The following is a 14,258-nucleotide window of genomic DNA, read 5'->3' as shown; positions in this document are numbered from 1 at the left end:
TCGCCACTTTTGCGCCTCCTCCTCACGTTGACGATTCACTTAAAGCGCCCCACGACTTGCGTTGCAGAGGCATTGAGCACAGCAGCATTCAAATGTAGCGAGTCGCCAAACGGAACCATCGGCAAAGGGACAGTCAATCGAACCCAAACTGTCACTGCTGCGCCTGCTGAAAGGCAGTCTGCCCGGTCGCACGTGATCTCCATCGTGGCTGCTTGCGCCGGGTAGCCGTAATCCCTCAGCGCCAAGAGGACGCTCTGTTCTGCGCTGGTCCTCGCGAGGACAGGTTCACTCTGGGAGACAAAGACCTTGGCCGCCTGATCCGCCGCACCCACCACTGCAAAGGATCCGCCTTGGATTTGGCCTACGGTTACCAGGAAATAGACCACCGGGACCATGAGCAACAGTGCCAGGAACGTAAACTCCACGATGGCACTGCCGCGCTGCCTTTTGACGTCGGTACCCATACTGGATGTGTCTTGATATGGGCCGAACGCCAATTGCCAAGCCCTGTTCAGCCAATGCCCAAGGCGACTCATTATCGAACCTGGGCACGGCACCGGGGTCAGGACATTACTTTGGAAGGGCAGCATGTCCGGTAACCTCCACGAGTCCACCGGGGCCGATAAGCCCCACAACTGGCATAGGCGCCCTCACGGTCACTTCCAACGCCCGAATTCCATCCAGAGTCCTTTCAGCGGTGGTCACATCTGCCGCGAAATCTCCATTGAGCGCCGTTTCGATCAGCTCGGACGTCCTGGCCTCCGCATCCATAACCGTTCGATCGGCAAGGGTTCCATATCGCGCTCCGGACGCGGCGGCATCAACAAGTGTGTTTCGGACATGAAGGACAAGCGTGAGCTGGACGATTGACATGAACAGCAACGTCAGGAGGGCACCAATCATCACGAAATCGATAACCGCGGAACCTCGTTCCCCACTATTAACTGCACACGGATTTTTATCTGTGCAGCGAATTTTAAGTGCACTTGGACTTTCAAATCCACAGGGCAGGCAGAATGGGCGCTTTTGGCTGCGGGACCACACCTGCCCCATTTCCTAACTACCCACCTTGGCCATAGCCTGCGTGAAGAGGTCCGCCAGTGCTGGCGATGCAATCGCGAGGAGCCCTGCGACCAATATGGCGGACATTAGGGTGATCATCACCCATCCCGGGACGTCACCGCGCTCACGGTGTTCCAAGGGTGATGCCACATTTCGCGCGATCACAGCGAAGGCCCATGAGAAAAACGGCAAAGTCATTGTATTTGCAGAAAACGAGTGTCCATACTTCTTCTTCATTATTTTCCCCAATGTGTGTGTTTGTGCTGGTAATGTTCGACCGGCGGATAAAGGTAATTGGTCAAAGAGCCCGGCTCGGTCCTGTCAAAGGCTCAACTGCAAAGCGGCGAGCGCTGGAAACGCTGCGAAAATGACCGTTAGCGGAAGGACGCCGAATACAAGGGGCACCATCATTCCGATTTCTTTTCGACCGGCTGATTCCATCAGTTCCCGCTTCGCAGCGTCGCGGACGTCGGCAGCTTGTGCGCGAAGTACATCGGCCAATGGAGTGCCCCGCTCCACAGCCACCACTAATCCGTCGACGAATCGGACCAGGGGCGGCAGTTGCGTTCGGGTAGAGAAAGCTTGGAGTGCCTGGATCAGCGACTTTCCTGATCTCGTGTCCGCCAGGACGGCGCTGAATTCCTTGGCGAGCTCGCCATTGGAGGTACGTGAGATTCGGTCCATCGCACCCACGGCGCTCTCTCCGGCGGCGACGGCAAGCGCCATAAGTTCGGCAAGGCTGGGAAACTCCGCAAGAATCACCGATTCCCGGCGCTTAGTCTTTTGGCCAAGCAGGAAATCGCGGAGCACGTAACCACTAAAGGCACCCCCGATGACCGCCACCAGTGATGGAAGCGGGCTGAATCGTCCGGAGGCAGCACCCAGCCCCACGCCGATCACAGCAAGCAGGAAGCCGCCTGCGGCCCACACGAGTTGCTCGGCGCGGAAATCCACCACGCTTTTCGCGGAGCCGGCTCGAGCGAGTCTCTTGCGCAAGGCTGGGCCGCCACTGTTAAAACGGGACAAGTAGAGAATTCCGTCCTGCATAACGGGGCGGAGAATGCGTTCCAGTGGTCCAAAGGGTGTGAGATTATGCGTAGGCGCCCGGAGGAGGCGCGACTCGAGATTCTGCGACTTAAGCTGTGGGTCAATCCGCTCCGCGAAGGTCCGGCCACGCATGAATGGAAGCCGCACCAGGATCAACCATGTCCCTCCGCCCAGGAATAAACCAAGGAGCGTGGCGGTCGCCGTCGAGGTGCTCATCGGAGGACCCGCTCATCCTCGGGTAATGCCCCAATCCGCAGCATGACTGCGTAACACAAAACGGAGACAACAAGTCCGCCGAGGAGCACCGCGGCACCAATTCCGGAGTTGTAGGCAAGCATGGCTTCAGGCCTACCGGCCATGACCACCAGGACTATCCAGGGTGCCGCGACTGCCAGCCGTGCACCGTTTACGGTCCAGGATTGCCTGGCCTCGAGTTCGCTGCGCGTCCGGGCGCTTTCCCGAAGAAACCCGGCCAACGTGCCCAACATGCGCCCGAGGTCGGAGCCACCCACTTCCCGGGTCATGCGGAGTGCCTCGATAATCCTGTCGGCCACGGGATCTGCCAAGCGGTCCTTCAGTTTGTTGACAGCCGCATCGAACTGACCGCCCGATCTGTAATCGGCACCAAAATCAAGGAAGAGGCTCCGCAGTTCGTCCGGCCCGTTATGCCCAAGTTGGATCAATGCCTCTGGCAAAGCCAGGCCGGCGCGAATGGCGGATCTCAGATGGTCAACAACATCCGGCCATAGTTGGCGCAGAGTGGCACGCCGTTTCCGCGCCCGCCGACGCACGAGGCCGAAAGGGATCCAGGCGCCGAAGACTCCGAAGCAAAGGCAGACGGGCAATGATGCGGTCACAACGAAGAACAGGAGCATCGCAACGGCTCCACATCCAGCGCAACTGAGAAGGAGGCCCGCACTGGTGACCCTTTCTATGCCTGCCGTGAGCAAGAGAAGTTCCAGGGGTCGTGGCCGGGGTTCCCTGGCCCGGAGGTCCGGTGGATGGTCCCAGGTGGACCACCAAATAAGTAATGCTCCACTGCCACAAAGGATCCCCAATAGCGGGGCCATCAGTTCAGCTCCAGCAGCGCGGCGACATCAAAACCAGCCACGGCAAACTTTTCGACCGCCGGTATGGAGTTGGCTTTGGGCTGCAACTGCCCCTCAAGCATGCGGAACACCACCGAGGATTCGATGACCCCGTTTTCCACGCGGCGTCCCAAGGACAGGATTTCGGTTACCTGCCTCCGCCCATTGGCCTGCCGGGCACAATGCACCACTAAGTCAATGCACGAGGCAACTGTAGGCAAGACGAATGCACTGGAAATATTCGCCCCCGCCAGCAAAGGCAGGGTGCAAATCTTGGTGACGGCGTCATGGGCCGAATTGGCATGGACCGTGCACATGCCAGGAAGCCCGGAATTCAACGCGATCAGCATGTCCAGGCTTTCGGCTTCGCGGACTTCGCCGACCACCAGGCGGTCAGGTCTCATGCGCAGGGCTTCCTTAACGAGCCTTCGCAACGGAATTTCTCCATGACCTTCCAGGTTCGGTTGCCTGCATTGGAGGCCCACGACGTCACGCAGAGGGAGTTGCAATTCAAAGATCTCTTCAACGGTTATTACGCGCTCACGTGAGCCAATGCTTGCTGCAAGGCAGTTCAACATAGTGGTCTTCCCTGCCTGGGTGGCACCGGAAACGAGGATGTTGAGTCCGCTTGCAACGGCTGCACCAAGGAACCTGGCAGATTGGGGCGTGAGGCTTCCCAACTCCACGAGATGCTCAAGCCGGTTAGCCCTGGCGATGAACTTTCTGATGTTGACAGCCCAGTGCTTCCTGGTCACGTCTGGAATAGCAACATGCAAGCGTGACCCGTCCGGAAGGGCCGCGTCCACGAACGGTGACGACAAGTCCAGCCGCCGCCCCGAGCTCTTGAGCATCCGCTCGACGAGGTCGCGGATTTGTTGCTCGCTCAGGGTAATTCCGGTTAGCTCGGACTCGCCATTACGCGCGACATAAATTTCGTGCGGCGCGTTGATCCAAATTTCCTCAATTCCAGGATCATCCAGGAATGGCTGCAGCGGCCCGAATCCCGCTACGGCGTCAAATACGTGGCGCCGGGCGGTTTCCAAATGTCCCAATGGCGGAAGGGGCCCAAGGAGAGCCCTTTCGTCATAGTCGTTGACCGCGTCCTCAACCAAGCGCCGGACTTCCGCGGTCTGTTCAAGAGGGTCCAAACCGCGGCGTCTGATAAGTTCGCGGACCTCACCCTCCACAATCCCAACGGCCTCCATATTTCCCCCCCAAAAAGCTCTTTGTCCGTATCCGAGAGGCGTATCTCGAGTCACCTACGCTAGGGGAGCCGAACTTTAGGGCCAAGTCCCGCATGAGGGATTGTGGATAACTATTGGAACAAGAGTCCCTTTGGCATCGTCTGTACCACTAGTCACTCCAGTTTCCGAATGTTAGGGTAAAGCCCGTTAGGAGCTGGCCTTTGGTCCCATGCGCAGGCGCCCGCCCCGGAGCTTGTCAGCAAGCCACACCATGCGCCGCTGAGCCGCGGCACAGGGCCGGAATTGGATATGACAAGAACCCCCGTAAAGACGGTCCGTCGCATGCCGCTTGCAAGGACTGGAATCGCCCTTTGTCTGGTCCTCCTTGCAGGGACTTTTCCCGGCATTCCTGCATGGGCGGAGGACTCCGGCCCTCGGCCAGCGCCAGCCCCGATCGCCGAACAGAAGTCGCCAGCGACGACTCCACTTCTGCCATCGACAGACTCCGGGGCCCTCCCCGCGGAAAGCGCACCGCCGGTGACGAACCAGCAGCAGGTGCCAACCGCCGTCGAGCCTTCACCTGCTGTTGCTCCGCAGCCGGCCAACGGCCCCTCTATGGACGATCCAGCTGGGCTGCCAACCGCCAAGGCAATGCCCGGCAATGCTGCGGACGCCGAGACCATGAAGGCAGCAATGCGAGCTGCAATTCCCGCGGGCGGGGCAGAAATGGGTCAGCGCTCACCCAGGGTCATCGCGGCAAAGCAAGGCAACGGAAATTCAGGGCCTGCTGGCTCACGCACAGTGGGACAGGTGGTGCCGATGGACGCTGACCCAGGTCACTGGAGGCCAACCATCGGTATCCATGGACAGGACGTCAGCGCGCACCAGGGCAACGTCGACTGGCAGGACCAATGGAACGACGGATCCCGCTGGGCTTACGTCAAGGCCTCCGAGGGCAACTATTACCTGAACGAAAACTATGCACAGCAATATGACGGCTCAAGGAACGTCGGAATGGTTCGTGGCGCCTATCACTTCGCCATTCCAAACTGGTCTTCGGGTGCGGACCAGGCGAGATACTTCGTGGCGAACGGCGGCGGATGGACTGCAGACGGTTACACGCTTCCTCCTGTCCTGGACATCGAATACAACCCCTACGCTGGACGCACCATCAACGGCTTCTATTTCGGCAACACGTGCTACAACATGTCAAAGGCGCAACTTGGGCAGTGGGCTGCCGATTTCGGCAACACGGTCAAAGCCCTGACGGGGCGCTTTCCGGTCATTTACAGCACCACGGATTGGTGGAATACGTGCGTAGGCAACTCCACGTTCGGGAGCTACCCGCTGTGGATCGCGTCGTACTGGAACAACCCCACGAATTCTCCTGGATCTTTACCGGCCAGTTGGGGCGACTACACCATGTGGCAGTACAGCAGCACCGGGCCGTTTGAAGGTGATTCCAACATCTTCAACGGCAGCTACGATCAGCTGCGGACGTTCGCCCGTGGTGCCTCGGCCCCTTCCAACCCGTCCATCAAGTCCGGCGCCGACCTCCTGGCCACAAGCTCGACGGGCCGGCTCGATGCATTTCCAGCTGACGGCAGTGGCCGGATCACTGGTCCTGTGGCCATCGGTTCGGGGTGGACCGGTGCAAAATCGCTGTACGTCGTTGATTGGAACCAGGACGGCGTCCAGGACATTCTTTCGCAGTGGTCCGACGGGACACTGAGAGTCTTCCGCGGCGCTCCCGGCGGGGGCTTTTATGCTCCCCTCCAAGTCGGTTCCGGCTGGCAGGAAATGTCCCTGACGGTCGGGTGGTGGAACTCCAAAGACGGCTATCCGGGCGTAATAGGACAGGACTACCTGGGCAATTTGTACCGGTACCCGAACACGGGAGGTGGAACGCTGGGAAATGGGGTGCTGATCGGGACCGGCTTCAGCGGCCACCAGTTGAACCAGATCGACTTCGATGGCGACGGTAGCCAGGACATCCTCACGCGCACCTCCGATGGCACCCTTCGCCTTTATCGTTCGAACGGCTTGGGCAGCTTCCTCAACGAAGCCGCCCAAGTAGTTGGTTCCGGATGGAATGGCATGACGTCGGTAAGTTCAGCGATCGGCTTCAGCGGAGCCGGGTCCCAGGGACTCCATGCCCGCACCGCCAACGGCGACCTCTACTATTACCCGGCGGTCTCGGGTGCGTGGGGCAACCGCAGCCTCATCGGACTTGGCTGGGATGACGCGATCCGGATCAGCGACGCTCCCCTGGATGTTGAGACAACACTCGGCATCGACCAGGAGGATGTGGTCGCGGTCCGTGCCGATGCCAACCTCTACCGCTATCCCGGTACGGGTACCACGGCGCTCCTGCCGGAGGATCTCATCGGAACAGGGTGGGCCGGCCTGAAGGCCGGGTTCGTCACGGATTGGAACGGGGACGGCGCCTTGGACATCGTGGCGCAATGGTCCGACGGCCGGCTAAACGTCTACCCGGGCAGGACTGGCAGCGGTTTTGGGACCCCCATCGCCCTCGGCAGCAATTGGAAGGACTGGACGCTAAGCGTTGGGACATGGAAAAAGGCCGATGCACACCCCGGTCTCGTAGGATACGACTCCACGGGTCGCCTGTACTACTTCAGCAACCCCACCGGGAAGACCGTGTCCACCGGTATCTCCATTGGAGTCGGTTGGAGCAGTTTGGACATAGCGCAAATGGACTTTGACAAAGACTCAAATGCCGATCTCCTGGCCAAAAACGCTGCTGGCGATTTGAAACTGTACCGTTCCAACGGCACCGGCAACTTCATGCAGGAACCTGCAGCGGTGGTCGGAACAGGGTGGAACGTCGTTACGAGTTTCGGTGCGGTCCGCGGATTTGCCGGAGCCGGCTCCAGCGGTGTCATCGCCCGGACCACTGCTGGCGAGCTGCGGTACTACCCTGTGGGTTCGAACAGGTCGTGGGGAACAACAACCCGCATCGGCACAGGCTGGAATTCCCTGACCATTCTGGCACCTGCGGCAAAATAGCACGCACGCAGTCCGGTTTCGAGGGCCCTTTCGTGGAAAACTTCCATGAAGGGGCCCTCGATTCATTCCAGCTGACTGACACGCCCGTGCGGGCGATAAATATCGCCCAGGAGCGCCCTAAATTGCTGGATCACATGGTCTAATGAAGGTGGTCTCACGTATTGGCTGTTCAGCGCATTCGGGATACGGACTTTGTTTGGGGGCAAGCGAAGATCACCCATTGCGCACAATCAAGGAGTGATCTTTTATGGCGTTTAGAGTTGGAACTGCAAGCGCTGACATTACGCCGTCGCTAAGCACCAATCCGTATATGGCCGGATATGGCACCACCGATGGCGGACGCGAGGCCACCAGCAGTTCGCCGTTCGAGCCCCTCTATGCTCGGGCAATCCTCATCTGGGAAGACGCACATCCCCACATCATCATCTCGCTGGACGTTCTGGCAGTGCCTCGGGCTATGCACCAACGGATCCGCGACAGGATCATTCAACTCGCGGATTGGTCCAGCAGCGACATCCTGATCCAGGCGACACATACGCACAACGGTCCAGCACTGATCGACACATTACATCCCTACATGGCGTACGGACTGGCAGACCTCGGGTTGCTCCGCTCGTACAGTGACGACCTGGAAGACACAATCGTTGACCTTGCCCAGGAAGCCCTGGATGCGAACGAGGAGGCCGTGACTTTCGACTACAAAGTTTCAACACAGAACTTTTCCGCGAACAGGGTTGGCCTGCCGTACACAGAAACCGCCGTCCCCATACTCGTAGCCAGACGGGGCAACGGCACACCGGCAGCTGTGATCTTCAGCTACGGCTGCCACCCCATCAGCGCTGGTTTGCGCACGCTGTTTGACGGAGATTTCGCGGCGGGCGCCTGCAATTACATCGAGAACCGCAATCCGAATTGTTTCGCCATGTTTGTGCAGGGACCCGCCGGGGACCAGGACCCTGGAGGGGTCCGCAGCTGGGAACTCAGGGACCAGCATGGGGACGCCCTTGGGGCAACCGTCAATTCAAACATGCAGTCTGCCGGCAGGGCGCTCAGCGGCCCGATGGTGACGCGCTATCAGGAGGTCCAGCTTCCATTGGACATCACCCCCACCGCGGGTAATCTCGCCGCTGTACGTGCCGCGTATGTTGCCCGTTTGCCAAACCCCAACGGCCAGCCGCAGTGGTACCAGCGTCACGCCCAGGTCATGATCGGCCGTATTGACAGCAATAGCTACAAAACCGCGGTGCCGTCCCCCTTCCAAGTGTGGAAATTCAACGGAAGCCCCCAGCTTAAGATCGCCATGATCGGCGGCGAACTCGTCAGTGGATACGGGGCGTATTTCAGAAGTCGCAATGGCGGAACCAACGGCATAATCGTCGGCGGATACGCCAATGAGTCCTGCTGCTACATACCGAGCAATGAATTTTTTCCGCCGAACATGCCACTTGGCAGCTACGAGGGTGGTTGGGAGCCGGATTTCCCGGGAATTGCTGGTGGCTCAATGACCGTCTACGGACATCTGGCCCATTTCAAGGCGGGTACGAATGGCGTGGAAACAACACTCATCAATGCGATGAATTCATTGCTTGCCTGAACAGAAATGCCCACGTACAGGCGCGGACCCAAAGTGGTCCGCGCCTTTCAATTTCTCCTTGGTTGTGCACTACGCGCCCATGCAGCTATCCGGAAACTGGCGTCTTCAGCCACCTGGTCAGCACGGCCGCCTGCGGCGCGAGCGGGGCAAGTGTCAGGGCGCCCTTCACAACCGGAACCCCATAAGCGGCGAGCGAGGCTGCGAGCGTCCTTGGGTCCGTCCGGGTGCAGGCCCTGATGATGCGTAAGCACAGAGCGGAGGCGTCGCCGGGAGCGGCACCTGCCGCGAGGGCGGCATTCACGGCAGCCGTCTCCTCGGGAGTGAGCATGTGGGGTCCGCTTCCGACATACTGCACTTGGCAGTCCGTGACGTGCATGTAGCGCGTGGATGCCCAGACCTCTTCCAGGCTCGAGAACTTGCCTATCAGGCTGCCATCAGCACCTGTGCACGTGAATTGATACCGGATCAAAGGTTCCGGACGTTCCCGTGGGATTTTGTCATCGTTCGCGACCACAGGCGCCATATCAAGTGCGGCTGGTTGGGAAGTATCTACATTGGTTCCTGAACAACCGGCCAAGGCAAAAGCTGCCACACCGAGCTGAAGAACACTGCGCCTGCGCATGTCCACCGAGGGATCCCCACTTCATTCGGATGCTCCCCAGCTCCGCATGCATTGGTTATTCGCCCCAAGCCGTTTCCGGCTGCGTCTTAGTACATCTTCCCCCAAATTCCGCATTTGTCACTAGTAAAGTTTTGGCCGCCAGCAAGATCGACGCCTGCGCCGGCCTCCGGCAGTCCTCCTTCCGCGGTAATGGCACCCCCTGTGCCGGCTACGGTCCACCTGCAATCTGCCGCAGACGCGCCTTGCTTGACCAGTTGGTATTTGCCGGGTTGCACCGTATCGCCCACCAGATGGCTGCCATCAGCCATCCTCGTGCCCTCGGCCCACGCTGCGATGATTTTGCCCTGTGGAGCGTCCGGGCAAAGTGAGGCTGCAGCAAGCAACGGCCCGTGTCCGGCTTCCTCGAATCCGCCTGGTCCGCTTTCATCGCTTACCCGCGTGCAGAGACGGAGGACGTCCAACAACACTGCCAGGCCTCCATCGTCGCTTGATCCTTGTTGCGCCGCCGTCGAGATTGCTTCTGCTTCCCGTGGTGTGGGCTCGAACGGTTGCGGCCCGGTGTAGGTAACTTCGCAGGAGTCCATCCGCGTGTAGTTGGTGGCGGCCCAGACCTCGGCAAGGCTCGACAACTGGACTTCCGGGGAGGCGTCAAGGCTTGTGCATCGATAGGCGTAGCGGCCAGGTTCGTCACCGTCGCCCAATGGCTCCCCATCACCTGTGGTGCCATTACTCGGAACCGTCGACGGCGAGTGGCTGGGTTCCCCTGTGGCGCCGGTAGTCGCGGTGCCGGTTGGTGTCGACGCGGCTGTTGACGAGGTACTCGATCCCGGAGTCGGTTGGGGCGATGGAGTGCAGGCGGCCAGCAGCATAATCAGCGGCACCACCATCGGAAACAGTCTGCGCATTGTGACCTCCACCTCAATCGTGCGGGGCTGCGTTTGCCCGGTCAAGACGTCGGGAAGGGCGAAAGTGAAGCAAGAAAATGTTCCGCAACGAAAATTACCTAGTGACAAAAGTGAAAATTGGGGGAAGATGTACGTAGACGCAGCCGGAAACGGCGTGGGGCGAATAACCAATGCATGCGGAGCTGGGGAGCATCCGAATGAAGTGGGGATCCCTCGGTGGACACGCGCAATCGCAGTGTTCTTCAGCTTGGTTTGGCGTGTCTTGCCTTCGCCGGTCGCTCAAGAACATCTCATGGAAACTCCCATCCCTCCGCCATCAGCGGGATGGTCGGAGGACCGCATCGCCATAAAATCACCGCACTGATCGCCTCGGCCAGCCTGGCAACAGCAGCGCTCACAGGTGTGTTCACAGCGGGGGCTGCCATCGCCGACCAAGCCCGCCAAACCGTCGCCGTGGGTCTCACGAAGGCCGCCGGTTCGGTGGTGGACCCAGCCGGAAGGATCTGGGTCTCGGACGCGCGCGCCGGATTCTGCCGAGTGACCGAAGCTGTGGGCGCCACGCCGGGCGGGCTCGAAACAGGCACCTGCCTTGGGGGCACCCTGGCTGGCCACAAAAAGGGCCCTGCGTTAGCCGGAACTCCTGCCATGATTGATCCGTCGCCTGCCAATCACGGCTCGGGCGACGAAATCGCGTTTATTCCGGATGCCGCCGTCGGAAGTTCCGAGGTAGTCCGTGCAATCTGGAAGCCCACCGCCGGAGTCTTCGACTACGACGGTCAGTTGACCATCTTCGACGGCGACCTTCGTCCGAACGCGGTCAGTGACGGCCCCGATGGCAACATCTATTTGTCGTTCGCAAATGCCCGCTCGATTGTGAAGATCGTAGATCCGACTGCCCTCTATCCGAGCATCGAATCCATCGCTTCGGTTAATTCAAGCGCTTTGAGCCTTGCTGCCACGCACCGCAACAGTGCCGGCAATGTAGTGGTCTATGTCGCGGAAACTTCGGGACTGACCGTGTTCACGGCGCCAGAGGACGGAGTCTTGACCAATTTCGTCCCCTCGCCCCTCTATAACGTCGGCAAGCCGACGGCCATCTACTACGACTGGCAGTCGCCCTTGGTCCTGTACACAGGAACAGGTGGCGGAACAACTACTGCCGACGCCGGCAAGGACACCGTCTCGCGCATCGACTTGAGCACCGACACCGTAAACAACCAATGGGCGCTCGGTTTCAGCAAGATCGGTGGACTGAACATGCGCGATGGCAAGCTGATGGTCATGGAAGATCCAGGTCAGCTGGATCCCGCCAAACCGGCCCAGCAGGGCAGGCTGCTCACTTTGGGCGGCGTAGTACCTTCCATCGTCAGCGGTCCGACGGCGGCTAACGGAACCCAAGCGGCCAATCCGGCTTTCACCGACGATTCCACTCCTACTTTCACCGTAGCCTCAACGCCTCCCGGGGGCACTCTTGAATGCAGCCTCCAATTGAGCACCGCAACACCTGTATGGCAGGTATGCACGAGTGGCACGTATACACCGGCAACTGCCTTGACCAACGGCGCCTACACATTCTCTGTACGCGCGGCACCATCGGGGCTTCCTGTATCCAGGGCGTTCACCGTTGATCTGACGGCACCCACCGCTCCGGTGATAACCTCACCGGCCGCTGGAGCGACCGTCAACCGCTCGCCTGTCCTGGGCGTGACCTCGGAGGCGGACTCCGTCCTGTCCTGCTCGGTCGATTCCACCACAGTTTTCACGGCCTGCAGCAACGGCTATGTCTTCAACCTCGCTACCGCAGGACAGCACGTCCTGGGGGTCCGGGCGACAGACATGGCAGGCAACGTCAGTACCCTTGCATCCGTGACTGTGACCGCGGACTTGACCGCACCTCAGGTGTCCATCAGTTCACCTGCAGAAGGCGCAACAGTCGGGATCTCGCCGTCGTTCGTCTTTGCCTCAACGTCCACGGACGTTGCCGGTTTCAGGTGCAAGCTGGGCACAAACGCCTTCACCGCATGTACGTCGCCAAAGTCGTACAGCAACATACCCAATGGTCCTGTCGCCTTCACGGTGGAAGCCATGGACAACGCGGGGAACACTTCCACTGCAACCAGGAATGTCACTGTCTTCGCTGCCGACACCACGCCCCCTGTGGTCTCTGTCGATCCGGCTGGAGGAACGTACGGGGCAAACAAAACCATCAGCCTCACGGTGAATGAAGCAGCCACTATCTACGTGACCACCGATGGTTCCACGCCCACCACATCCAGTCCTGTCTACTCTGGACCGATAGCGCTGACGTCGTCGATGACATTGAAGTACTTTGCACGCGACACCGCGGGCAACTCTTCAACGGTAGCCACCCAGACGTACGTCCTTGACACCACTGCCCCGGTTCTGACCGTTGCACCCGCAGCCGGAGCCTATGCTTCAGGGCAACTTGTCACCATGACTTCCAGCGAACCTGGAAGCATCTTCTACACAACGGATGGCACCACGCCCGCTACTGCAGTCGCAGGAAGCACGAAAGCATACTCGAGCCCATTCGCGCTGACGGCAAACACCACCGTAATGGCTCTTGCTGTGGACGCATATGGAAATGCTTCCGCAGTCACTGCCCGTGCTTACACGGTCTTGGACACAACCCCACCGGTGGTTACCGTGACTCCACCTGCGGGAAGCTACCCTGTGAACCAGCAGATCACGCTCACGGTGAATGAAGCGGGATCGAGCATTTACTTCACCACCAACGGAACCACTCCGACTGCCACAGCCGCCAATAAGTACTCCACAGCAATCACGCTGACGGCCGCGATGACCTTGAAGTACTTCGCGGTGGATCCGTCCAACAACAGTTCGGCGACCATCAGCCAGGCCTACACTGTGACAGCGCCACCGGCCAATACGTGGAAGGACTACACCGGTGATGCAAAGAACGACGTCGTGGCACGCGACAATGGCGGCACGCTATGGCTCTATCCGGGCAACGGCACCGGCGGTTGGCTGACGCAACGTTCGTTGGGCACAGGTTGGAACTCGCTGAACGCTATCGTCCCCACCAAGGACTTCAATGGTGATGGACGAAGTGACGTCCTGGCGCGAGATACCAATGGTGTCCTCTGGCTCTATCCCGGGAATGGAGCCGGCGGGCTTCAGCCCCGGGTGCAGGCAGGCACAGCGTGGTCGGGCATGACGCTCATCCTCGCGCCAGGGGACTTCAGCGGAGACGGCAAGGCGGACGTGTTGGCCCGGGATTCGGCCGGTGTCCTGTGGCTCTATCGCGGAAACGGCACAGGCGGCTTTGTATCAAGCGCCCAGATTGGCACCGGGTGGAACTCCATGACGGCGATACTGAGTACCGGCGATTTCAACGGCGACAGCAAGACTGATGTCCTGGCCAGGGACACGTCTGGCATCCTGTGGCTATATCCAGGCAACGGGACCGGCGGTTGGCTGAGCAGGGTCCAAGTTGGAAGCGGCTGGAGCGGGATGACTGCAATCCTGGGCCCTGGCGACTTCAACGGAGACGGCAAGAACGATGTGCTTGCCCGCGACTCCGGTGGCAACCTCTTCCTGTACCCCGGCAACGGAACATCAGGATGGCTCTCCCGGAGCCAGGTCGGGTGGGGCTGGGGAGGGTTCACGTCGCTCCCCTAGCAGCAAAGACGTGACCCCGGCAGGAAAGAGAAGGGGAGGGTCAGGACGCCAAGCGTCCTGACC

The 14,258-nt window shown here is 60.0% G+C and carries 11 protein-coding genes; 3 read left to right on the top strand and 8 right to left on the bottom strand.

Features of this window, described 5'->3' with window-relative positions:
- Window positions 1-35: 35 nt before the first annotated feature.
- The 6 genes from AB4Z15_RS21225 to AB4Z15_RS21200 all read right to left on the bottom strand — a co-directional run bounded on the left by AB4Z15_RS21225 (window position 36) and on the right by AB4Z15_RS21200 (window position 4,402).
- The gene (locus AB4Z15_RS21225) at window positions 36-464 is read right to left on the bottom strand and encodes a hypothetical protein (protein ID WP_442003803.1); all 429 of its coding nucleotides are present in this window, start codon (window positions 462-464) and stop codon (window positions 36-38) included.
- A 106-nt stretch (window positions 465-570) separates the two neighbouring features.
- Window positions 571-975: a TadE family protein gene (locus AB4Z15_RS21220; RefSeq protein ID WP_442018868.1), complete on the bottom strand. Its 405-nt coding sequence runs from the start codon at window positions 973-975 to the stop codon at window positions 571-573.
- An 81-nt stretch (window positions 976-1,056) separates the two neighbouring features.
- On the bottom strand, window positions 1,057-1,260 hold the full coding sequence (locus AB4Z15_RS21215) for a hypothetical protein (RefSeq protein ID WP_442003802.1): 204 nt from the start codon (window positions 1,258-1,260) through the stop codon (window positions 1,057-1,059).
- 123 nt (window positions 1,261-1,383) lie between these two features.
- Window positions 1,384-2,325 (bottom strand): type II secretion system F family protein, encoded by a 942-nt coding sequence (locus tag AB4Z15_RS21210; protein ID WP_442018835.1) that lies wholly within the window; start codon window positions 2,323-2,325, stop codon window positions 1,384-1,386.
- Window positions 2,322-3,179 carry a type II secretion system F family protein gene (locus AB4Z15_RS21205; RefSeq protein WP_442018834.1) on the bottom strand — a complete coding sequence of 286 codons (858 nt, stop codon included), beginning with the start codon at window positions 3,177-3,179 and terminating at the stop codon, window positions 2,322-2,324. The genes AB4Z15_RS21210 and AB4Z15_RS21205 overlap by 4 nt, the downstream gene beginning before the upstream one ends.
- Complete coding sequence (locus AB4Z15_RS21200; protein ID WP_442003799.1) at window positions 3,179-4,402, bottom strand: CpaF family protein; 1,224 nt, start codon at window positions 4,400-4,402, stop codon at window positions 3,179-3,181. The genes AB4Z15_RS21205 and AB4Z15_RS21200 overlap by 1 nt, the downstream gene beginning before the upstream one ends.
- A gap of 288 nt (window positions 4,403-4,690) precedes the next feature.
- Here AB4Z15_RS21200 and AB4Z15_RS21195 point away from each other — a divergent pair, with 288 nt between their 5' ends.
- Entirely contained in the window at window positions 4,691-7,411 is a 2,721-nt protein-coding gene (locus AB4Z15_RS21195) for a GH25 family lysozyme (RefSeq protein ID WP_442018833.1), read from the top strand.
- A 247-nt stretch (window positions 7,412-7,658) separates the two neighbouring features.
- Window positions 7,659-9,005, top strand: a complete 1,347-nt coding sequence (locus AB4Z15_RS21190) for a neutral/alkaline non-lysosomal ceramidase N-terminal domain-containing protein (protein ID WP_442018832.1) — start codon at window positions 7,659-7,661, stop codon at window positions 9,003-9,005.
- 85 nt (window positions 9,006-9,090) lie between these two features.
- Here AB4Z15_RS21190 and AB4Z15_RS21185 read toward each other — a convergent pair whose 3' ends face one another.
- Together AB4Z15_RS21185 and AB4Z15_RS21180 are read right to left on the bottom strand one after the other, a co-directional pair.
- Complete coding sequence (locus tag AB4Z15_RS21185; RefSeq protein ID WP_442018831.1) at window positions 9,091-9,627, bottom strand: hypothetical protein; 537 nt, start codon at window positions 9,625-9,627, stop codon at window positions 9,091-9,093.
- A gap of 86 nt (window positions 9,628-9,713) precedes the next feature.
- Window positions 9,714-10,532, bottom strand: coding sequence for a hypothetical protein (locus tag AB4Z15_RS21180; RefSeq protein WP_442018830.1), 819 nt, complete (start codon window positions 10,530-10,532; stop codon window positions 9,714-9,716).
- Window positions 10,533-10,748: 216 nt separating this feature from the next.
- On the opposite strand from AB4Z15_RS21180, the gene AB4Z15_RS21175 reads away from it, so the two are divergent.
- Window positions 10,749-14,195: a chitobiase/beta-hexosaminidase C-terminal domain-containing protein gene (locus tag AB4Z15_RS21175; RefSeq protein WP_442018829.1), complete on the top strand. Its 3,447-nt coding sequence runs from the start codon at window positions 10,749-10,751 to the stop codon at window positions 14,193-14,195.
- Window positions 14,196-14,258 lie beyond the last annotated feature (63 nt).

Origin of the sequence: Paenarthrobacter sp. 2TAF44 (assembly GCF_052114885.1) — a bacterium.
Lineage (GTDB): Bacteria > Actinomycetota > Actinomycetes > Actinomycetales > Micrococcaceae > Arthrobacter.
This window is presented reverse-complemented; position numbering and strand designations above follow the sequence as displayed.